At 61.0% G+C, this 21,814-nt stretch carries 19 protein-coding genes; 13 read left to right on the forward strand and 6 right to left on the reverse strand.

Annotated elements, in window-relative coordinates; translation table 11 throughout:
* Positions 1-28 precede the first annotated feature (28 nt).
* Positions 29-1,084, forward strand: coding sequence for an NAD(P)-dependent alcohol dehydrogenase (locus HMPREF1249_RS01980; protein ID WP_008521749.1), 1,056 nt, complete (start codon positions 29-31; stop codon positions 1,082-1,084).
* A gap of 63 nt (positions 1,085-1,147) precedes the next feature.
* A complete protein-coding gene (locus HMPREF1249_RS01985) occupies positions 1,148-2,059 on the forward strand; it encodes a CobW family GTP-binding protein (protein ID WP_021775780.1) in 912 nt (303 codons plus the stop codon).
* An 80-nt stretch (positions 2,060-2,139) separates the two neighbouring features.
* On the opposite strand, the gene HMPREF1249_RS01990 is transcribed toward HMPREF1249_RS01985, so the two are convergent.
* Genes HMPREF1249_RS01990 through rsxC form a run of 6 tightly spaced genes read right to left on the reverse strand, consistent with a single transcriptional unit; the run spans position 2,140 to position 7,224 of the window.
* Positions 2,140-2,979 carry an RnfABCDGE type electron transport complex subunit B gene (locus HMPREF1249_RS01990; RefSeq protein ID WP_021775768.1) on the reverse strand — a complete coding sequence of 280 codons (840 nt, stop codon included), beginning with the start codon at positions 2,977-2,979 and terminating at the stop codon, positions 2,140-2,142.
* A gap of 11 nt (positions 2,980-2,990) precedes the next feature.
* Positions 2,991-3,569: an electron transport complex protein RnfA gene (locus tag HMPREF1249_RS01995; RefSeq protein ID WP_021775789.1), complete on the reverse strand. Its 579-nt coding sequence runs from the start codon at positions 3,567-3,569 to the stop codon at positions 2,991-2,993.
* 13 nt (positions 3,570-3,582) lie between these two features.
* The gene (gene rsxE / locus HMPREF1249_RS02000) at positions 3,583-4,221 is read right to left on the reverse strand and encodes an electron transport complex subunit RsxE (RefSeq protein WP_008523248.1); all 639 of its coding nucleotides are present in this window, start codon (positions 4,219-4,221) and stop codon (positions 3,583-3,585) included.
* Complete coding sequence (locus tag HMPREF1249_RS02005; RefSeq protein ID WP_008521744.1) at positions 4,218-4,961, reverse strand: FMN-binding protein; 744 nt, start codon at positions 4,959-4,961, stop codon at positions 4,218-4,220. Before HMPREF1249_RS02005 ends, rsxE begins: the two co-directional genes overlap by 4 nt.
* Positions 4,961-5,899 carry an RnfABCDGE type electron transport complex subunit D gene (locus HMPREF1249_RS02010; RefSeq protein ID WP_008523245.1) on the reverse strand — a complete coding sequence of 313 codons (939 nt, stop codon included), beginning with the start codon at positions 5,897-5,899 and terminating at the stop codon, positions 4,961-4,963. The genes HMPREF1249_RS02005 and HMPREF1249_RS02010 overlap by 1 nt, the downstream gene beginning before the upstream one ends.
* 5 nt (positions 5,900-5,904) lie before the next feature.
* Positions 5,905-7,224: an electron transport complex subunit RsxC gene (gene rsxC, locus HMPREF1249_RS02015; protein ID WP_008523244.1), complete on the reverse strand. Its 1,320-nt coding sequence runs from the start codon at positions 7,222-7,224 to the stop codon at positions 5,905-5,907.
* A 328-nt stretch (positions 7,225-7,552) separates the two neighbouring features.
* Between rsxC and HMPREF1249_RS02020 the strand changes: the two genes are divergently transcribed.
* The 11 genes from HMPREF1249_RS02020 to pyk all read left to right on the forward strand — a co-directional run bounded on the left by HMPREF1249_RS02020 (position 7,553) and on the right by pyk (position 21,770).
* Positions 7,553-8,584 carry an AI-2E family transporter gene (locus HMPREF1249_RS02020; RefSeq protein WP_008521740.1) on the forward strand — a complete coding sequence of 344 codons (1,032 nt, stop codon included), beginning with the start codon at positions 7,553-7,555 and terminating at the stop codon, positions 8,582-8,584.
* A gap of 83 nt (positions 8,585-8,667) precedes the next feature.
* Positions 8,668-8,898 (forward strand): 50S ribosomal protein L31, encoded by a 231-nt coding sequence (gene rpmE / locus HMPREF1249_RS02025; RefSeq protein ID WP_008521739.1) that lies wholly within the window; start codon positions 8,668-8,670, stop codon positions 8,896-8,898.
* A 75-nt stretch (positions 8,899-8,973) separates the two neighbouring features.
* The gene (thyX, locus tag HMPREF1249_RS02030; protein ID WP_008523243.1) at positions 8,974-9,612 is read left to right on the forward strand and encodes an FAD-dependent thymidylate synthase; all 639 of its coding nucleotides are present in this window, start codon (positions 8,974-8,976) and stop codon (positions 9,610-9,612) included.
* Positions 9,609-10,550 (forward strand): DUF1385 domain-containing protein, encoded by a 942-nt coding sequence (locus tag HMPREF1249_RS02035; RefSeq protein WP_008523242.1) that lies wholly within the window; start codon positions 9,609-9,611, stop codon positions 10,548-10,550. Before thyX ends, HMPREF1249_RS02035 begins: the two co-directional genes overlap by 4 nt.
* Positions 10,551-10,552: 2 nt before the next feature.
* Entirely contained in the window at positions 10,553-11,629 is a 1,077-nt protein-coding gene (prfA, locus tag HMPREF1249_RS02040) for a peptide chain release factor 1 (RefSeq protein WP_008523241.1), read from the forward strand.
* Positions 11,619-12,476 (forward strand): peptide chain release factor N(5)-glutamine methyltransferase, encoded by an 858-nt coding sequence (gene prmC / locus HMPREF1249_RS02045; RefSeq protein WP_008521735.1) that lies wholly within the window; start codon positions 11,619-11,621, stop codon positions 12,474-12,476. Before prfA ends, prmC begins: the two co-directional genes overlap by 11 nt.
* A gap of 98 nt (positions 12,477-12,574) precedes the next feature.
* Positions 12,575-13,492 (forward strand): thioredoxin-disulfide reductase, encoded by a 918-nt coding sequence (gene trxB, locus HMPREF1249_RS02050; RefSeq protein ID WP_008523240.1) that lies wholly within the window; start codon positions 12,575-12,577, stop codon positions 13,490-13,492.
* Between the two features lie 109 nt (positions 13,493-13,601).
* Positions 13,602-14,537: a 1-phosphofructokinase family hexose kinase gene (locus tag HMPREF1249_RS02055; RefSeq protein ID WP_008521733.1), complete on the forward strand. Its 936-nt coding sequence runs from the start codon at positions 13,602-13,604 to the stop codon at positions 14,535-14,537.
* A gap of 32 nt (positions 14,538-14,569) precedes the next feature.
* Positions 14,570-16,516 (forward strand): DNA polymerase III subunit gamma/tau, encoded by a 1,947-nt coding sequence (gene dnaX / locus HMPREF1249_RS02060; RefSeq protein ID WP_021775809.1) that lies wholly within the window; start codon positions 14,570-14,572, stop codon positions 16,514-16,516.
* Between the two features lie 44 nt (positions 16,517-16,560).
* The gene (dnaE, locus tag HMPREF1249_RS02065) at positions 16,561-19,983 is read left to right on the forward strand and encodes a DNA polymerase III subunit alpha (RefSeq protein ID WP_008521731.1); all 3,423 of its coding nucleotides are present in this window, start codon (positions 16,561-16,563) and stop codon (positions 19,981-19,983) included.
* Complete coding sequence (gene pyk, locus HMPREF1249_RS02070; protein ID WP_008523237.1) at positions 19,983-21,770, forward strand: pyruvate kinase; 1,788 nt, start codon at positions 19,983-19,985, stop codon at positions 21,768-21,770. The genes dnaE and pyk overlap by 1 nt, the downstream gene beginning before the upstream one ends.
* Positions 21,771-21,814 lie beyond the last annotated feature (44 nt).

The following is a 21,814-nucleotide window of genomic DNA, read 5'->3' on the forward strand; positions in this document are numbered from 1 at the left end:
CATACTTCGGCATTTTGGGAGGGATAACATGAAAGGATTTGCAATGCTCAAGATCGGACAGGTTGGCTGGATTGAGAAAGAACGGCCGGTTCCCGGTCCGATGGACGCGATCTGCCGCCCGCTCGCCCTTGCTCCCTGCACGTCTGACGTGCACACCGTTTGGGAAGGCGCTATTGGCGACCGGCACAACATGATTCTGGGACACGAGTGTTGCGGCGAGGTGGTTGAGGTCGGCTCGTTGGTCAAGGACTTCAAGCCTGGCGACAAGGTCCTCGTCCCGGCAATCACGCCGGACTGGAACTCCCTCGAAGCTCAGGCGGGCTTTTCCATGCACTCGGGCGGCATGCTAGCCGGCTGGAAGTTCTCCAACTTCAAAGACGGCGTGTTCGGCGAGTTCTTTCATGTGAACGACGCTGACGGCAACTTGGCGTTGCTTCCCGAGGGCGTCAGCCCGGCGGACGCTACCATGCTGTCCGACATGGTTCCTACAGGGTTCCACGGCGCTGAGCTGGCGGACGTTCAGTACGGCGACACGGTTCTCGTCATCGGCATCGGCCCGGTCGGGCTCATGTCGGTTGCCGGGACGGCGCTCCGCGGCGCTGGCCGGATCATCGCCGTCGGCACGAGAAAAGCCTGCGTTGAAGCCGCCAAGTTCTACGGCGCAAGCGATTTCGTGAGCTACAAGGACGGCCCGATCGACCAACAGGTTCTTGACCTGACCAAGGGCAAGGGCGTCGACAAAGTCATCATCGCCGGCGGCACAGTGGACAGCTTCGCCCCGGCCGTGAAATGCCTGAAGCCGGGTGGAAAGATCGGCAACGTCAACTATCTGGGCTCGGGCGAGTTCGTCAAGGTGCCGCGCGTCGAGTGGGGCGTCGGCATGGGACACAAGGTCATCGCCGGCGGCCTGATGCCCGGCGGACGGCTGCGCATGGAAAAGCTCGGGCTGCTCGTCTCGTCCGGCCGTCTTGACGTGAGCAAGCTCCTCACGCATCGGTTCGAGGGATTCAAGCACGTCGAAGACGCGTTGATGCTGATGAAGGCCAAGCCTGACGACCTCATCAAGCCGGTTGTCGTCCTGTAAAGTTAAAACACTCTGGGCCGAGGCAGAAGCCTCGGCCCAATTTGCAAAAGGAGCGTGACGCGGGTGAAGGTTCTCGTGGTATCCGGTTTTCTTGGGGCGGGGAAAACGACGTTTATCAAAGAGCTGGTGAAGCGAACTTCATTCGCGGAACTTGTCATTCTTGAGAACGAGTACGGACAAGTCGGCTTGGATGGAGAAGCCCTGCGGGAGCAAAAGTTGGACGTTTGGGAGCTGGCAGAAGGCTGTATTTGCTGTTCGATGAAAGGGAACTTCGCCGCGTCGGTGCTGACGATCGCCAATACGCTTGCGCCCGAGTTCCTGATCGTGGAGCCCAGCGGCGTCGGGCTGCTCTCGTCGATCACAGCCAACCTGAAAAAAATAGCCTACAGTCAGATCCAACTGCTGGCCCCTGTGGCGCTGGTGGACGCGCCGGCGTGGCGGGGCCTCATGGACGAGTACGGCCAGTACGTGACCGATCAGGTGCAGACTGCTGCGTCAATTCTCATCACGAAGACCGATCGAGCGGAAGGCCGAGATATGGAGAGCCTGAAAAAATGGCTGGCTCAGCTGAACCCGTCCGCTGAGGTGATTGACGATTACCGCGCCCAGCCGTCATCGTGGTGGGGCGGGCTCCTTCATCGCCCGCTGGGGCAGGTGGAGATCCCTCTTCCTCCGGCCGGCGTCCCGGCGCTGGAATCAGTCGCGTTTCTCGGCCTTGAGGCCGACGCGATCGAGAAGGTCATGGGGTGGGTGGAAAGCCTGCTGTCGGGTCAATGCGGCCGAGTCGTTCGGGCGAAGGGCGTTTTAACCGTTCAGGGACAGCCGACCCGGTTTGAGGTGGCCGGCGGGACGTTCTCCATCGAGACTTGCGAAGCGGCCCCGGAGCCTCGGGCGGTTGTCATCGGGACGAACCTGAACCGGCAAAGCCTTGAAAAGATCTTTGCCCCGGCGGTCGTCGCGGTTCACGGCAGCTGATTAAAAAACAGGAGGCACGAAACGCGCGCGCGTTTCGTGCCTCCTGTCGTTTGTGTGTTGCAGGCTCGGCCAGCTTTGAGTTAAGCCGGCGTCGCCTCTTTTTTCTTCTCTGGCTTAGGGGCTGGGACGTTGGGTCCGAAGCCGACGATCGCGCCGGTGGGGCATTTGCCGACCGAGGCGGCGCAGCCCTCGCTGTGGGCGTTAATGACCCGGGGCAGGTTGCCGTCCATCGCGATGGCGCCGTCAGGCGACAGCTTGGCGCAGATGGAGCAGCCGATGCAGCCCACAGAGCAGACGGCCTTGACCGCTGGTCCCTTGTTGGGGTTGTTGCAGGCGATGCGCACCAGCGAGTTCTTGGGGATCATGGTGATGAGCCCCCGAGGGCAGGCTTCCACGCAGGCCCGGCAGCCGACACAGGCATCGTCGTCGACTTTTGCGATGCCGTCGGCCAGATGGAGCGCGTTAAACTTGCACGCCTTGACGCAGGTTCCAAAGCCCAAGCAGCCCGACTGGCAGGCCTTGGATCCGCCGCCGGGGATAACGCTGGCCGATCGGCAGTCCATAATGCCCATGTACCCCGACCAGTCGACTGCCGCCGAGCTGGTGCCCCGGCAGGCCACCCAAGCGACCATCGGCTCGGAGGCGTCAGCTGCGCGGCCGAGAATGGCGGCGATTTTCGCCGCGCAGGCCGCGCCGCCGGGGCCGCACTTGTTGAGCGGCGCGCCGCTGACGACGGCCCGAGCGTAAGCGTCACAGCCTGAGAAACCGCAGCCGCCGCAGTTCGCGCCGGGCAGAACCTCGCGAACCAACGACACGCGGGCGTCTTCCGTGACGGCAAATTTCTTGGCGGAGAAGCCGAGAAGCAGGCCAAGAACGGCGCCGATAATGCCAAGAATCAGAATAGGTCCAAGTATAGACATAGCCGCACCCCCTAGATCATGCCGCTGAAGCCCAGAAAGGCTATGGACATGAGTGACGCCGTCACGAGGTTAATCGGCAGGCCGCGCATGAACTCAGGCATATCCGGGTTGTTCGCCAGCCGTTCGCGGATCCCAGCCATCAGGCAGATGGCCAGCAGATAGCCGCAGGCCGCGCCGAACGCGTTGACCATCGTCTGGGCGAACGAGTAGTGCCGGGCGACGTTCGTCAGCGCAATGCCAAGAACGGCGCAGTTGGTCGTGATCAGCGGAAGGTAGATACCCAGAGCAAAGTACAGCCCCTGCCACTTCTTCTTGATGACCATCTCAACGAACTGAACCAACGCGGCGATGACCAGAATGAACCCCAGCGTGTTCAAGTATTCCAGACCAGTCGGGACGAGAACGAGCGTGTAGAGCAGCCACGAGGCAGCCGACGCCAGCATCATGACGAACACGACGGCGGCTCCCATGCCGAAGGCCGTCGCGATCGACGTGGAAACGCCCAAGAAGCTGCAGATGCCAAGGAACTGGCTCAGGACGATGTTATGAACCAGCAGCGCGTCGATGAAAATCAAAAACAAGGCAGACATTCGTCACGCCCCCTTAATGCGCGCAGCCGGACGGATTCGTGATCCGCCGGTTGACTCGGCGCAGCCGGAGGTTGTTCCAGCTGATGACGGCCATGATGAGGCCGATCACCAAGAACGCGCCGGGCGCCAGAACGAGCAGCAGCGCCGGCTGGAAGCCCTGAGGGAACACGGACCACCCCAGCAGAGTGCCATTACCGAACATCTCGCGGATCGCGCTGATGATCAGCAGTGCGACGGTAAAGCCCAGCCCAAAGCCAAGTCCATCCCAGAGGGAGTGGAGAACCGAGTTCTTCGACGCGTAGGCTTCGGCGCGGGCCAAGATGATACAGTTCACGACGATCAACGGCACGAACACGCCCAAAGAGGCGTTCAGCGCGGGGAAGTACCCCTTCATCAGCATCTGAATGACCGTGACGAAAGTGGCGATGACGATGATGAAGCAGGGGATACGGATTTTGTCCGGGACGAAGTTCTTAATGCTGGAAATAGCCACGTTTGACCCTAACAGGACGAGCGTCGAGGCGACGCCGAGCCCGAGGCCGTTGGCCACGCTGCTCGTGACGGCCAGTGACGGGCACATGCCGATAATCTGGACGAAAATCGGGTTTTGGAGGAGGATTCCGCTTTTCAGCCGCTCCATTAAAACGTTCACTGGCTCATCTCTCCTTTCAGCTGTTCTCTGAACATCTTCAACGCCTCATTGACTCCCCGGGCGACGGCTCGGGAAGTAATCGTGGCGCCTGTGATGGCCTGTACTTTGGTCGTTCCACCGGCGCCGTTCGCCGGGGCGGGAGCCGGAGCGTCCGAGTCTTCGTCGTCCGAGTTGGAAATCTCATTGGCGATGGCCGACGCGGTTCCAGCGGCGGTAGTGGTGGCGCTGCTGACGGCTTGTGCCTCGGTGCTCTTCGAAGAACCGCCCTGAGACGGTTCAGCCGCCTGCTTGACGATCTCGACGGTCCCAGATGCGTTCTTGAATCGGTCTTGGAACCATTGAGTTGAAGCGTTCGCGCCAAGTCCCGGCGTCTCGGTATGGGAGAGAACCTTGAGCCCCTGAATCACGCCTGAAGCGTCGATTCCAACCATGAAAACCACCGGCCCGCCGTAACCCTGACTGGATACGGTTACGTTGCAGCCGATCGTTTTTCCCGAAGCCTTGCCCATCGAAAGGGCGACCACCAACGGATAGCCGGCCGGGATGGCGTGTTCCTCGAATTGGTCCGCCTTCGGTAGCACGGCCCTCATGGCCGCCTGAGTCCTGGCGGCCTCCTCCCGGGCGATCGGTCCCCGGGTCACAGTCGAGACAACTCCGAGCAGCAGCCCGGCCAGAGCGGTGACAATCCCCAGTTTAACGGAAAGCATCAGCGTCTCGTTTTTTATCTTCAAGAGGTTCATCAGTGCTTCACCTCCCCGAAGACGTGAGGCGTCATGAACCGGTCGATCATCGGGGTGAACAGGTTCATGATGAGGATCGAATAGCTGACCCCTTCGGTGTAGCCGCCGTACAGACGGATAACGGTCGTCAAAACGCCGCAGCCGGCTGCGAAAATCATCTGTCCGTTCTTGGTGAACGGGGACGTGGTGTAGTCGGTCGCCATGAAAAAGGCGCCCAGCATCAGGCCGCCGGCGAACAGCTCATAGATCCCATTGCCGGTGAAAAATCCGTGGCGTCCCAGAAGAGTCGTCAACACGAGCACGGTCGCCAAGTACACGACCGGGATATGCCAAGAGATGATCTTTTTGTACAGCAGCCACGCGCCACCGATTAAAAGGGCAAGAGCGCTCGTCTCTCCCAAGCACCCGCCCACGTGACCTGCAAACAGGCTCCAGAACGACGGCAGAGCGCCGCCCGGAACGTGCTTCAGCAGGGCGAGCGGCGTTGCCGTTGACACGCCGTCCAATGTCCAGCGGGTCATCAGCGCGGGCCACGACGCAAGAAGCGCCGCGCGGGCTGCCAGAGCGGGGTTGACGATGTTCTGTCCGATGCCGCCGAATAGGAACTTGACCACGCCGATGGCGAAGACGCCGCCGATGACCGGGAGCCACAGGGGCACGGAAGGCGGCAGGTTAAAGGCCAGAAGAATTCCGGTGACGACGGCGCTCAGGTCGCCCACCGTCTGAACTCGGCCGGAAAGGCGAGTGCAGAGCGCTTCTGTGGCGACGCAGGTGATGACGCAGACGACGGTCACGGCCAAGGCGTGCATGCCGAAAAAGATTACTGAAGCGACGATCGACGGCACGAGTGCCAAAACGACGTTCCCCATAATGGAAGAGACCGAGTCGGGCGCTCCAACGTGAGGGGACGAACTGAGATAAAGTCTCGGGTCAGTCATGGCGGTCACTTCTTTCTGTTCATGGCGGCCACGTATTTTTTGCCTTCCTTGCACGTCTGGGTAAGGAACCGCCCAGCCGGGCAGGAGTACGTGCAGGCGCCGCACTCAATGCAGTTCATGCCGCCTCTGGCCTGAAACGCCTTGTAGTCCTGAAGCCGAACCACCGCGTCGAGCGCAGAGGGAAGAAGCCCCATCGGGCAGGCTTCAATACAGCGGCCGCAGCGAATGCAGCGCGTCTCAGGGCGAACCTTGAGGGCCGCAGCCGTCAGGGCAAGCAGGCCTGACGTCCCTTTGACAACGGGAACGTCAAGGGAGTGGAGGGACATGCCCATCATCGGGCCGCCGGCCAAAAGCTTCATCGGCTCGGCGGTAAAGCCGCCCGCGGCGTCGAGAACTTCGCGGACAGAGATACCAAGGGGTACGCGGTAGTTGCCCGGATTGGCGATGGCGTCGCCCGAAACGGTGATGATCCGCTTCAGGCTCGTCCGGCCGTGGCGCAGCGCGTATCCGATGTCGTAGGTCGTGTAGGTATTGCAGACGATCGCCCCAACGTCGGCGGGAAGTTTGCCGGGAGGAACGCTTCGTCCGGTGATGGCGTAGATGAGCTGTTTTTCGCCGCCCTGCGGGTATTTGGACTTCAGGACTTTGAGGCTTGCCCGCTCGTCGAAACCGTCAAGGAGGACCTGGAACTTCGCAATAGCCTCCGGCTTGTTGTCCTCAATGCCGACGGACAACTTGGCCTCCGGGAACAGAACGAGCAGCGCCCGGATGCCGTCCATAATCGGCTGGGGATCTTCAAGGATCAGACGATAATCGCAGGTCAGGTACGGTTCGCACTCTGACGCGTTGATGATCAGCTGGTCGACGACAGCGTCTTTCGGCGGCGTCAGCTTGATGAACGTCGGGAAACCGGCTCCGCCCATGCCGACGATGCCGGTGTTCTTGATGACGTCGCGGATTGTTGCCGGATCGAGGGACTCGATATCGCCGCAGGGCGAAAGGGGCGCCTCTTCGTACAGGCCGTCACTGTCAACTGTCACAGCCGGGCAGACAGTCCCCGCAATCGTCATCACCGGGGCGACGGCTTTGACCGTGCCGGAGACGCTGGAAACCACAGGCGCCGAGACGAAGCCCTGAGGCTCGCCGATGACCTGTCCTACGAGAACTCGGTCGCCCGGCGCGACCGTCGGCTTGCAGGGCGCGCCGATATGTTGGGACATCGGAAAAACGAGCGGCCCCACCGGCTGAAGATCTCGGATCGGGCAGTCGGCCGTCAGTTTGTTTTCTGGCGGATGGACCCCTCGTTTGAACGTGAGAGTGCTCATGTTGTTATCGTCCTCCCCTCGCTGGTGAAAAAAGAGCGCTATACAAAATTCCTACCCCTCTAAAACGTTTTTAGGACAGTGCCATTATATAACGTATACTGTATGGAAGAAAGGTTTAGCCTCTCGTGAAGTTTTTCCCTTGCTGGATTGCTGGCGCTTTTCAGTCGGGGAGACGGCCCGAAGACGGCTTGAAGACGGTCCGGCAAGGGGGTCGGTCTTTTGGTTTCCCACGCCGAAAAAGCGAAGAGAAATTAGAGGCTAGGAACGTTTCAGAGGCCGTTTTCGGCTATAATGAACGTGAAAGCGCAGTTATGACGGGAGGGATCTTATGAAGGAGATCAAGTTTCTTGCCGCCTGTGTCGGCCTGTTGACGGTTATCGCGGTCGGGGCGGTGCTGAACGTCGCCCAAAACGTTTTTATGCCCCTTCTGATCGCGTGGCTTCTCTCGTTCGTCGTCGCGCCGGCGGTTCGTTTCCTGACGGCCCATCGGGTTCCCATGTGGCTGACCGTCTTTCTCGTCATCGGAGTGCTTTTCGCCATCGTCTTCGGCGTGGTTACGGTCATCTCGGATCGGATGAGCGAGTTCATCCAGATCGTTCCCATGTACTACGAGCGGCTGCTGACCATCGTGAAGGACGTGAGTTCTAGGCTGAGCGTGCCCCCCACGTTCTGGAACACCATCGACTGGGGAAGTCAGCTGCGGCTGAGGCTGTTGCAGCTGTCCGGTTCGGTATTCTCCCTCTCGTCGTCAACGGTCATGGTTTTTATCTTCCTGATGTTCATCTTGGTGGGGAGCCCGTACGTTGAGCTGAAACTTCGCCGGGCGTTCGCCGACGAGAAGTCCTTTCACCGGGTGGTCGGCATGCTGGCGACCATTTCCAGCCAGATCGGTCGCTTCTTGGGGGTTATGGCTCTGATCAGCGCCGTGACCGGGCTGTGCGTGTGGATGGCTTTGAGCCTTCTTAAAGTTGAGTTCGCCGCGTCATGGGGACTTTTGGCGTTTGCCCTCAACTTCATCCCTACCGTCGGGTCCATCGTCGCGTCCATTCCGCCGATCCTTGTGGCGGTCGTTCAGTTCTATCCCGGGTTCGTCCTGCCTCTGGCAACGGCTCTGTCCCTTTTGGCCATTCAAATGCTCATCGGCAACATCATCACGCCGAAGGTCATGGGCGATCGGCTAAACCTGAGCCCGGTGGTGATTCTCCTTTCCCTGCTGTTTTGGGGGTGGCTGTGGGGCGTCATGGGGGCGCTTCTTGCGATGCCGCTGGCGGCGATCCTGAAGATCGTTTGCGAAAACTTCCCGTCGCTGAACGTCTTGGCGGTGATGATGGGATCAGGGAAAAACTACAGCCAAAAATAGCCGATCTTGTCAGGCGGTCTCTTTTATGGTACATTCACTCGGTATCATTAACTCTTAGCTCTGTCCGTTTGGAGGTGTAACCTATGAAAAAGGACATCCATCCCGCTTATGGTCCGTGCAAAGTTACCTGTGCCTGCGGGAATCAGTTCGAGACGAGGGCAACAGTGCCCGAAATCAAGGTTGGTGTCTGTTCGGCCTGCCACCCGTTTTACACCGGCAAGAAGGGCCGCGTCCTGTCAGAAGCAGGGCGGCTTGAGAAGTTCAACAAGAAATATGCCGGGGTCAATTACGGCCAGAAGGAAGAGTCGAAGTAGCCCCTTCGAGGGACGCCGGTCTAGGCGTCCCTCTATTTTTTATTTTTCAGCATATTTCCCCGAATGGAGGCAGTCATGCGAGTTCAGCTGATCAATAAAACGCCGAATTTCCTTCGGACGATTTGGACGGCCGGCCGAACCTGTCACAGCGCGGTCGAGCCGCAGGAGCTCTTCTGTCAGGATCAGAGCGAGTCGGCCATGCTCAAGCTGATCGACTTTCTTGTCAGTCAGAAGCACCTGAGCACGCTGGAACATTGCTCGATGACGTTTGCGGTGAGCGGCGTCAGCCGCACCCTGCTGGCTCAGTACAGCCGGCACCGGATTGGCGTCAGCCTGTCGGTTCAAAGCCAGCGGTACGTTTCCGAGCGAAGCGATCGGGGCGGACAGTTCGACTTCGTCACGCCGCGTTCGATCGAGTCGGAGGCCGCGGTGGAATGCTACCGACAGGCGATGGCCGATGCTCAGAACGCCTATGATCGGCTCTGCGCGCTGGGGGTTCCGATGGAGGACGCCCGGTTTGTCCTTCCGGGGGGCATTACCACCCAGTTCGTCACCACGCTGAACCTTCGGTCGTTCCTCGACATTTATGAAAAGCGAGTTCGGGTCAAGGGCGCGCAGTGGGAAATCCGCGCCATGGTCAAGGCGATGGCGCAGGAGCTGATCGCTTCGGAGCCGTGGCTTATTCGCTATTTGCCCGAGGAGGCCGAAAAGTGACAAGCAGGACCGTCTGCGGCGTTTTGGGGCTTCTCGGGGCCGCGCTGACCTCCGAAGGGCGCCCGGCGCCGATGCCCGTGGGCGGTCAGGCGGTCATTGAAGGCGTGATGATGAAAGGCTACACCCGCTGGGGCATGGCGGTCCGCGATGGGGCGGGCAAACTGGTGCGCGAGCACTGGCCGCTGAAGCCGGTGAAGCTCGGCGGCGCCGAGAAGTGGCCTGTGCTCCGCGGTTTTTTGGTCATGGTGGAAATGCTCGTCGCCGGGTTTCACGGCCTGTCTCGGTCGACTGAGATTTCCTTGGGCGAAGAGGAAGACCTGACGACCAAAGACTTGATTCTCACCGGCGTTTTGGCGTTCGCCGCCGTCGCCGGGCTATTCGTCGTGTTGCCCATGATTCTGGGCAAACTGAGCGCTCGGTGGCTGGGGCTGCCTGTATGGGGCGCGAACGTGCTGGAAGGCCTTTTCAGGGGCGGCGTCTTCATCGCTTATTTAGGGCTTCTCGGGGCGTGGAAGGATATGGCCCGTGTGCTGGCCTACCACGGCGCGGAGCACAAGACGATCAACGCCTATGAGGGCGGCCTGCCGATGGACGTTTCGACCATCGGGCGCTGTTCCCGCATTCACCCGCGGTGCGGCACATCGTTTTTGATGGTCGTCGTCGTGGTGAGCATCGTCGTGTTCTCTCTGGTCGGGCAGGGCGGTTTTCTCTGGCGGACCGGCATGAGGATCCTGCTGATCCCGGCGGTCGTCGGCCTGTCGTTTGAGATCATTCGATGGTCAACCCGAAGCACCGTCGGAGCCTGCGTGATGAAGCCTGCTTTGTTTCTGCAGTATCTTACAACCCGCGAGCCTGACGCCTCGCAGATTGAAGCTGGGCGCGCGGCGCTCGAAGAGGCGCTGGGACGGACGTTTGCGCCGGACGAAAGGAATTGTTAACCGTGCAGATACAGAAGCGATTGGCGGAAATAGAACAGGCATATCGGGAGATCGAGGCGAAGATGGGCGATCCCGCCGTGGCGTCCAACGTCAAAGAGATGGGCGTGTTGGGCAAGAAACACGCTGATCTCCAGCCGGTGGTCGAGCTTTGGCAGGAGTACCGTCAAGTAGAGGCAGGCTTGGCGGAAGCCAAGAGCCTTGAGGACAGCGAAGACGCCGAAATGGCCGAACTGGCAAAAGAAGAGGCGGCCAGCGCGGTCAAACGGCTGGAAGAAATTGAGGCGGAGCTTCACCGTCAGCTTTTGCCGAAGGACCCGAACGACGAGAAGGACGTCATCGTGGAAATTCGCGCCGGCACCGGCGGCGACGAGGCCAGTCTGTTTGCTGCCGACCTGTACCGAATGTACAGCCGGTTCGTCGAGCGGGAGGGCTGGCGGTCAGAGATCGTCGAGGAAAACGAGACAGAAGTCGGCGGTTACAAGGAAATCGTCTTCCAAGTCAAAGGGGCTGGAGCCTACAGCAAGCTCAAGTTTGAAAGCGGAGTGCACCGGGTCCAGCGCGTGCCAGCCACCGAGGCGTCAGGTCGAATCCACACGTCGGCCGCCACGGTTGCGGTCATGCCTCAGGCTGAGGACGTGGAAATTGAAATCCGGCCCGAAGATCTGGACATCGACACGTACCGTTCCAGCGGTGCCGGCGGGCAGCACGTCAACATGACCGACTCGGCGGTTCGGATCACCCACAAGCCCACGGGGCTCGTCGTCACTTGTCAGGACGAGCGCAGCCAGATTAAAAACCGCGCGAAGGCCATGATGGTCCTGCGGGCCAGACTGTACGACTTAGAGCTTCAGAAGAAACAGTCCGAAGAGGCCAGCACCCGTCGCGGCATGATCGGCTCAGGAGATCGGTCCGAGCGAATCCGCACCTATAACTTCCCCCAGAATCGGGTTACAGATCACCGAATCGGGTTGACGCTTTACAAGCTGGACTACATGCTGGACGGCGACATCTACGAGATGATCGACGCGCTGACGATGGCTGATCAGGCGGCTAAACTTCAGGCGCAGAATGAGGCTTGAGCTTCCCGACCAATCGAGCCTTGGAGCGTGGCGCCGCGCTCTGATCAAAGAGCTTGCCGACTTTCCGTCGCCGGCCGTCGAAGCTGACGCGCTGCTCGGCGGGCTGTTCGGCTGGAATCGGACGGCGCTTCACGCTCGGCTTCAGGACCCTGTGGGGGCTGAAGAAGCCCGCGTCATCTCGTCTGCCCTGTGCCGGCGGCTGAACCGGGAGCCGGTTCAGTACATCACCGGCCGCTGCCAGTTCTGGGGGCGGAACCTGAAAGTCCTTCCGGGCTGTCTGGTGCCGCGCCCTGAGACGGAGTTTCTCGTCCAGGCTGTGCTGAGCCGGTTCAAGGCCGGAACGTTCCTCGACTGGGGAACCGGGACGGGCTGCATCGCCCTGTCCCTGTTGACCGAGCAGCCCAAGGCCCGGGCCGTCATGGCGGAAATCAACCCTCGGAGCATCAAATGCGCGTGGGAAAACCTCAAAGAAGCGGGGCTTCTGTCCCGGGCGCTGCTGTGGCACAGCAGGACGCCGGACGATATCCCCGGCGGGCCGTTTGACCTGATCATCTCCAACCCGCCGTACGTGCCATCAGGCCAAGTCGACGGACTGATGCCCGAAGTGTCCCAGTGGGAGCCGCGGGTTGCGCTCGACGGAGGTCCGGACGGGCTGGTTCCGTACGGGCCGTTGATCTATTTTGCCCGCTCCCGGCTCGTTCCCGGGGGGCTTCTTGCCGTCGAGTTCGGCGGCGCCTCTCAAGTCCAGTCCCTGAGGCAGATGGCCGAAGGGCTAAGCGAGCTGGAGTGCGGCGCGGACCTGTCGGGCGAAAAGAGGTATTTCCTCTGGCAAAAACCTGAAGCATGACGGATAAACGGGCGGTACTTTCTGTTATAATGTTTGACGAATCACCTTAGACGGACGTGGCGCAAGCGCACGGCAAACGAGAAGGAGACGATGTGAAGATGGAACAGCGGGATCTTGTGATCATCGGCGGCGGCCCTGCCGGGCTGGCAGCAGCGGTTTACGGCATGAGAACTGGCCTCAAGACGGCCGTCCTTGAGCGGGGCAACTTCGGCGGCGCAATCAACAAGACGGAAGAGATCGAGAACTATCCGGGCGTGGCTCACGCCAGCGGGCCGGAGATCGGCAAAATGCTGAAAGATCACGCCATGAAGTTCAACGCTGAATTTGTCGACTGCACGGTCAAGAGCCTTGACTGCAGCGGCAAGACCAAAATCATCAAGACTGACGCCGGCGACTTTGAGGCCAAGGCTGTCATTCTGGCGACCGGCGCCGAGTTCAAAAAACTCGGGTTCCCCGGCGAGCTGGAGTTCGGCGGCAAGGGCGTGAGCTACTGCGCCACCTGCGACGCCAACTTCTTTGAGGGCTGCGACGTGGCGGTCATCGGCGGCGGAAACACCGCCGTCGAAGAGAGCTGCTACCTGACCGGCTTCGCCTCCAAGGTGTACATCGTTCACCGCCGCGACCAGTTCAGAGCTGACCAGATGGCCGTTGACCGTCTGATGAAGAACGATAAGATCGAGCGAGTCATGGACTCGGTTGTCGACTCCATTCAGGGCGATGACTTCGTGAACAAGCTCGTTGTCAAGAACGTCAAGACCGGCGAGCTTCGCGAGATCGCCGTCGAAGGCGTCTTCATGTTTGTCGGCATGGAGCCCAACAACCAGCTGGTTGACGGGCTGGTCGACACGGTCAAGGGCGGCTGGATCAAGGTCGACGAAAACATGGCCACCAGCGTCCCCGGTCTGTTTGCGGCCGGCGACGTGAGAGACACGCCGCTCCGTCAGGTGATCACCGCTGCTTCTGACGGTGCTGTCGCCGCGATGGCTGCTCACAACTACATCGTTAACAATTTCTAGCTTTTGTCCCTTGGGGCAAAACCCTGCCCCGACTAGGGCAGCCGGGCGGGATCGGGCCTTTAAAGGCCCGCCCGCCCTTTTTAGTCCCGTGAGAGGACGGTGAACGCCTGTGATCGTCACAGTAACGCTCAATCCAGCCGTGGATGAAGAGTACCTGATGCCGCACTTTGCCAGCGGTCAGTGGACCCGCTCCCTGTCCTCCCAGCGAACTCCCGGCGGTTCGGGGGTCAACGTGGCGCTCATGCTGCAGCAGATGGGCTACGAGACGGCTGCTATGGGATTTTTGGCCGGCTTTAACGGCGATTACATCCGAGACGCCCTGCGGCGCGCTGGCATCACGACGAACTTCGTCCACGTGCCGGGCGAAACTCGGACGAACGTGAATATCATTGACACGGCCACCGAGTCGGAGACTTGCATCGTCGAAGAGGGGCCGAAAATCGACGCCGAGGCGGTTCGCTTTTTCCTAGCTAACTACAGCCGAATGCTCAATCGGGCGTCGGCTGTCGTGCTCGGCGGCTCTCTGCCGCCTGGCGTCCCGGTGGACTTCTACAGGGACCTGTGCTTGGGGGCCCGGGAAGCCGGGCTCCCGGTGTACGTCAACGCGGTCGGGCCGGAGCTGATGGGCGCCCTCGCCGGCGACCCGCTGTACGCCAACGTGGACCATCGGTTCCTGATGGGAACCGGATCCCGGATCGATGACTCGGTCGAAGCCCAAAAACGGGCGGTCTCAGAGGTTCGGGCCTTGGGCGTTCGGTGGGCCGTCGCGTCATGTCAAGTAGGCGGCGAAGTGTTTTCGACGCCGGCGGGAATTTGGCTGGCCAACTGCCGCGAAAAAATGGAAACCCGTTCGCTGTTCACGTTTGACGACGCCATCACGGCCGGCATCGTGACGGCGACTCTTGAAGGCATGGAAGTTCAAGACGCCGTGAAGTTCGCGATGGCGTGCGCCTTAGAGGACAGCAGCCACTCCATGAAGGGCGTCAGAAGCCGTCGGGCTGTCGAAGACCGAGTCGAGTCAGTCTCGCTCCGGCGGCTTGACTGACCGGCGTTTAAAATCTGCAGGGAGGTGATCACATGTACCAGTCGTTGTACCGGCGCTACAGGCCCCAGTCGTTTTCTGATGTCGTCGGCCAGACGGTTGCTGTGGACGTGATCACCCGCAGCCTGTCCTCCGGCAGAATCGGGCACGCGTACCTTTTTTCGGGCCCGCGCGGGTGCGGCAAGACGACCGTAGCCCGGCTGCTGGCAAAAGCCGTCAACTGCACTGCCCGAAACGGCGCCGAGCCGTGCGGGCAGTGTCAAAGCTGTCTGGCCATTCGGGACGGGCGGAGCCTCGACGTGGTGGAAATCGACGGCGCGTCGAACAACACAGTTGACGAGGTCCGGGAGCTGAAGGCCAACGTCGGCCTAGCATCGTTCGGCGGCAACTGGAAAGTGTACATCATCGACGAGGTCCATATGCTGTCGGCGTCGGCGTTCAACGCGCTTCTCAAGACGCTGGAGGAGCCGCCCGAACGGGTCATGTTCATCTTGGCCACGACCGAGCCGCATAAAGTGCCGGCCACAATTCGTTCCCGGTGCCAGCATATCCCGTTTCACGGGCTGTCGGTTCCCGACATCGTGTCTCAGCTGAAGGACGTGACGGCTCGGGAAGGGCTTTCCGCCGAGAGCGAAGCCCTGTGGGAAATTGCCCGCAGCAGCGACGGCGGCATGAGAGACGGACTGTCGCTGCTGGAACAGGTTATCGCGCTGGGCGGCGGGAGCGTGACGAAAGCCGCAGTTTCGCAGCTCACCGGCGGCGGCTCAACAGAAGAAATTCAGAGCTGGCTCTCCCTGTGCCGGACCGATCCGGCGCGAAGCGTCAGCGTGCTTTCAGATATGTTTCTGAGCGGGGCGTTGCCTGAACGGTTGGTATCCAACGTCTTTTCCTCGGTCAGAAACCTGTGGCTTCTCGTCCGATGGGGCCAGGCCGGACTCGCCGGCACGGCCTTTTCGGAGGACGAAGAAGGGTGGCTTCTGCGCGAGGGAGAAGCCGCTCGCGGGCATTCCGGCAGCCTCGAATCGTTTTTGGTTCGGCTCGCCGCCCTGACGCCGCAAATTCGCCGTGGCATGGGAAGCTCGGTGGTCGCCGGGCTGGTCTCCATGTGGGCCGTTGACGCACTGAGCGGAAAGGAGCCAGCCGTCGCTGAGCCCCCTGTCATGAAGCCGTCGATCCCGGCGAATCGGGTCTTTTCGTCGCCCGCTCCTGCAGCTCCGGCTCAAGACGGCGGCAAAACGGGCGTTTCTTCCGAGCGGGAGCCTTCGGCAAGTCGGGCCCCTGAGCCTGCCTTGACCGTCGACCTGCCGCCGCGTGAAACGGAAAACGAACCTCAGAACGCTCAGCCGTTCCAAGAGGAGGCCGAACAGCCGGCGTCGGTAGAAGAAAAAGTTAATGCCTCCAGTCCCGTCAGTTTGGAAGAGGACCCCGGGCGGATGGCAGAGGCCGTAGACGAGCTGCGGAAGTTCCCTGCCGCGGAAGATCCCGTCCTGTGGACGGTGGTTCACCTTGCTTCCTTTGCCGGCGGCGAGGGCGGCGTGACAGTCGACCTTGACGGCAGCCAGACGATAGCTTGGGAAGCGATGAACGACCGACGGATGGCCGCGCTTCGTGGCCGGCTGAAGGCTCACTTCCCCGATTTGGAAAACGTGACGGTCCGGTTTTGCGGCCAGACCCGCGACTGTTCCGGCCTGACCGAGCTGGAAGACGCGGAAAAGATGATCTCCCGCATGGCCGGAGCGAAAGAGGAAAAAGCGGTCCAAGAGGCCGAGTCGGCCGAAGGGAGCGAGCCGGCAAAAGCGGGCCTGCAGATTTCTCCCGTTGAGGTTGAGCCGGTCCCTGCTGAGCCTGCCGGCGCCGCTCAGGAGAAGAAGGTTGGAGCGCAGGCAGAGTCGGTGCTTGATATGCTCGCTCATCTGCCGCCGGCGGACTTGCTGTACTACCGAAAAGAGACTGACAACGAACACGAAGAGACCGAGCCCTGATCTTCCATTTAGGAGAGCGGGACTTTTCAAGGAGGTGATGGGCTGTGGAACATCCTTTTGTCCATCTTCACGTCCACACTGAGTACAGCCTGTTGGACGGGGCGATCCGGTGCGGCGACTTGGCGGCTCGGACGGCTCAATGGCACCAGCCAGCTGTCGCTATGACCGACCACGGTGTCATGTACGGCGCGGTGGAGTTCTTTCAGGCCTGCAAGTCAGCCGGCGTCAAACCGATCATCGGTTGCGAGATGTACGTGGCTCCCGAGGGCATCCAGTCCCGGGAGAAGCGGAGCCATCACCTGATCCTGCTGGCGAAGGACGACGAAGGGTATCACAATCTGGTCAAACTGGTGTCCATCGCCAACACCGACGGGTTTTATTACAAGCCGCGGATTGACCACGACCTGTTGGCTCGGTACAGCAAAGGGCTCATTGCCTCGTCCGCCTGCCTCGCTGGAGAAGTGTCCAGCCTCCTTCTGGCCGGCGAAGACGGGAGGGCTTTCGAGACCGCGCAGCTGTATCGGGACATCATGGGGCCGGAGAACTATTATCTGGAAATCATGTCCAACACCCTGCCCGAACAGGTGGCCGCCAACAAACTTCTCGTGGAAATGGCCCGGCGGAACGGCTTTCCCCTCATCGCCACCAACGACTCCCACTACCTGAACCCGGAGGACTTCGACTGGCATGAGCTTCTCCTGTGCGTGGGGACGAACAAGACGATTAACGACCCGGGACGGATGTCCTTCGAGGTGAACGATTTTTACCTGCGCTCGCCCGAAGAGATGTGGAACTTCTTCGGCGCCGAAGTCCCCGACGCCCTGACGAACACGGTGGAAATCGCCGAGCGGTGCAGTTTTGAATTTAAGCTCAAGACCGGCCACTACAGCCTTCCGAAGTTCGACGTGCCGGAAGGCGAAACGCTGGACAGTTTTCTCGCCAAAGGCGCCCGGGCAGGGCTGGAGAAACGCCTAGGTGGCGTCATACCGCCCGAGTACGAGCAGCGCCTCCAGTACGAGCTGGGGATCATCAGCCAAATGGGCTTTTCCGGGTACTTCCTCATCATCGCCGACGTGATTCAGGCCTGCAAGAACCGGCATATTCCCATCGGCCCCGGCCGCGGATCCGCTGCCGGCTCTTTGGTGGCTTACGCCATGAGGATCACCGAGCTTGACCCGCTTCGGTTCGGCCTGATCTTCGAGCGGTTCCTGAACCCGGAACGAATCTCCATGCCCGATATCGACACCGACGTGTCGGACAAGGGGCGCGAGGCGCTGATCCGGTACGTGATCGACAAGTACGGCGTGGAAAACGTGTCCCAGATCATCACGTTCGGCCGCATGAAGTCTAAGGCCGCTATCAAGGACGTGGGGCGGGCCATGGGACTTCCCTACGCGGACGTGGACAAGGTCGCCAAACTGGTGCCTGACGGGGTCAAGTCCATCGCCGAGGCGATAGAGCAGACTCCGGACCTGAAGTCGCTCAACGACGAGGACCCGCAGGTCGCCGAGCTGCTGGACTCGGCCTCCAAGATGGAAGGTCTGGCCCGTCACTGCTCTCAGCACGCTGCCGGCGTGGTGATCACTCCGATGCCTCTGACCGACGTCGTGCCGGTTCGGAAAATCGGAGAAAATCAGGTCGTCACTCAGTTTTCTATGGAGCCGGTGGAAAACCTTGGACTGGTCAAGATGGACTTTTTGGGGCTTCAGACGCTTTCCATCCTAGAAGACGCGTTGGAGAACATCCGCGAAAACGGCAAGGGGAACGTTAACCTCGAGGAAATTCCGCTGGACGACCCGGAAGTGTTCAAGCTGCTCCAGAACGCCGACACGTTGGGAATCTTTCAGCTGGAATCGCCGGGCATGCGGCGGCTGATCCGCCGGATGGTTCCCGACTCGTTCAACGATCTGGTCGCTATTCTGGCCCTGTACCGTCCGGGACCGCTTGAAAGCGGAATGGTAGACCAGTACGTGGACTGCAAGCACGGCGAACGGGTTCATTATCTGCACCCGAAGCTGGAGCCGGTGCTGAAGGAGACCTACGGGGTCGTGCTGTACCAGGAACAGGTCATGAAGTGCGCGTCCGTGCTGGCGGGCTACACTCTGGGCGGAGCCGACCTGCTGAGGCGCGCCATGGGGAAGAAAAAAATCGAGGTCATGAACCAACAGCGGGCGATTTTCGTCGAGGGAGCCCTGAAAAACGGCATCGACAAGAACTCGGCAGAAAACATCTTCGACATTATCCAGAAGTTCGCCGGGTACGGGTTTAACAAGTCCCACAGTGCCGCTTATGCTCTGATAAGTTATCAGACGGCGTGGCTCAAGACGCACTACCCGAAGGAGTTCATGGCGGCGTACCTGACCAGCAAGATCGGCGCGAAAAAGGACGTCATGGCCTCGTACGTGAAAGAAGTCCGCTCGTCGGGAATCGACGTGCTGGCCCCCGATATCAACGAGTCCCGATCGTCGTTCACCGCGGCTGGCGAAGTTATTCGCTTCGGGCTGGGCGCGGTCAGCCGAATGGGCGAGAACGCCGTCTCGGCAATTCTGGAAAGTCGAAAGGCCGGCGGTCCGTTCAAGGACATGTGGGACTTCGTGACCCGGGTGGACCTTCGCCACGTCAACAAAGCCGCTCTGGAAAGCCTTATCAAGGCCGGCGCGTTCGACTGCTTCTCGACGAACCGGCGTCAGCTTCTTGAAGCTGCCAGCCCGATGGTGGACGCGGCATCGCGCCTTCACGTCGACGACGGGCAGGCGTCGCTGTTCGGCGACCTGTCGTCGCTCGACCGAGTTGAACTCCCCGACGTGCCGGATGACGACTTGGAAACCCGCCTGGCGATGGAAAAAGAAGTCATCGGCATGTACATTTCCGGCCACCCGATAGATCAGTTCCGGGAGGTTATCCAAGGGCAGGTCAACGCGACGGCGTCTGACTTGGCCCACTGGCATAGCCAGTCGGTGGCGCCGGTATTCGCCGGGCTGCTGACCGAGTGGAAAGAACGAATTACCAAACGCGGGGACGCGATGGGCGTCCTGCGGCTCGACGACGGCGAACGGGAAGTTGAAGTGGTGTGCTTCCCCAAATCGAAGACAGGGCTGAACTGGCTGAGCGTGAAGCCGCTGCTGTTCGAGGGGAAACCGTATCTCATCGAAGGCCGGCTTGACGACCGGGGCGACGGGACCGTCATCGCCAGCCGGATCGTCCCGCTGGAAGGGCGGCCTTCCAGCCGCAAGTTCCTCGAAATCACTTTGGAGCCCGACGCGCTTCGGGCTCTCACGCCCAAACGGCTGTTGTTGGCTCTCAAGAGCTGTCCCGGGCCGTCGTCGGTTATTCTCAAGCTGGTCGGAGACCAGGAGACGGCCGCCGTCATGGTGATGGGCGTGAAGGTGAGCGGCGGCGAAGCGCTTCGCCAAGCTCTCTTAGAGCAGGCGAAACTCGACCCGGAAGCATTTGACATCAGCGCATAATGCGCCGAAAGGTGACGCTTGAGATGACGCGAAAAGTAAAAATTGTCTGCACCCTCGGGCCGGCCAGCTTGGCGGACGGCGTTTTAGAAAGCATTGTCGACGCTGGGCTTGACGTGGCCCGGCTCAACTTCAGCCATGGAACTCACGAGGGACACGGTCAGGCGCTTCAGGCCGTTCGGCGCTTGGAGGAGAAGAAAAAACGGCCCATTGCGGTCATGCTGGACACGAAGGGGCCGGAAATTCGGACGACGCTTCTTAAAAATGACGAGCCCGTTCAGCTCGTTCCCGGTCAGACGTTCGTCCTACGGCCTGACGACGGTCAGCCCGGCGACGCGACTGGCGTGGGCGTCACCGAGAGCAACTTGGCAGAAGAGTGCCAGGTCGGGCAGGACGTGTTCATCGACGACGGGACGATTCACCTGATCGTCCGGGAAAAACGGGACGCCGACCTCATCTGTACCGTCGACGTCGGCGGCATGCTGGGCAACCGCAAGGGAATCAACCTGCCGGGCGCTGAGCTGTCTCTGCCGTCCATGTCCGACCGGGACAAGGACGATATCATCTGGGGCGTGCGCAACGGCGTGGACTGCATCGCCGTGTCGTTCGTCCGGGACCGAAACGACGTCTTGGCGGTCAGGAGAGTCGTGGAAGAGCAGGGGGCGAACACCCGCCTGATCGCGAAGATCGAGACGAAAAAAGCGGTGGAGAACTTGGAGTCCATTGCCGACGTGGTGGACGGCATGATGATCGCACGCGGCGACTTGGGCGTTGAAATCCCGACAGAAGACGTGCCGCTCGTGCAGAAGCGAATCATCGACCTGTGCCGCCTGCGGGGCAAAACGACCATCGTGGCAACCCAGATGCTCGACTCGATGATCCGCAACCCGCGGCCGACTCGGGCTGAGGCAAACGACGTGAGCAACGCCGTTTTGGACGGCGCCGACGCGGTCATGCTGTCCGGCGAAACGGCGGCGGGAAAATATCCCCTTCTGGCCGTTCAGACCATGGCGAAAATCGTCGTCCGCAGCGAGGAAGAACTTCGCCGCTGGCAGCGCCCGCTGAAAGTTCCAGTCGAGGCGGGGGTGCCCGACGGCGTGGCTATGGCAGCTGTGGAGATATCCCGAAAGCTCGGCGCCAGCGCGGTCATTTCCCTGACGAAGTCAGGATCGACCGCCCGGCTTGTGAGCAAGTACCGCCCGTCCTGCCCGATAGTGGCCACCACGCCGTCGGTTGGCACGACCCGGGAGTTGTGCCTGTGTTGGGGCGTCGTTCCGGTCTTGTGCCCCACCGCCAGCGACGGGGAACAGGCGGTGGCCCGGGCCGTTGAAGCGTCCTTGGCCGCCGGTCTGGTCAATCAGGGGGATCTGGTCGTGGTGACTGCCGGGGTGCCGCTGGACGTCCCCGGAACGACCAACCTGATTCAGGTTCAAACTGTAGGCCGAATTGTGGCGAGCGGACTTCCCGTTTTGCCCGGCGTCGTCACCGGACGCGCCTGCGTGTGCCGCACGCCGGAAGATCTGCATCGGTTCCAGCCCGGGGATATTCTGGTCGCCGAGGAAACCGACAAGTCGTTCATTCCGGCCATGGAAAAAGCGGCCGCCGTTGTCACGGCGGAAGGCGGGCTGACGAGCCACGGGGCCATTGTTTCTCTTGAGCTGAGAATACCGGCCGTCGTCGGGGCTGCCGGGGTGGCCGACAAACTGAAAAACGACAGCATCATCACGGTCGACTCGGGGAAAGGCCTCATTTACGAGGGGCGGGTTAACTTGGGCGCCGGAAGCAAGTGACCGGGCCGGTGTGATATGATGAGACGGTAGAAAGGTCTGCGAGG

The organism is Jonquetella sp. BV3C21 (genome assembly GCF_000468895.1).
Lineage (GTDB): Bacteria > Synergistota > Synergistia > Synergistales > Dethiosulfovibrionaceae > Jonquetella > Jonquetella anthropi.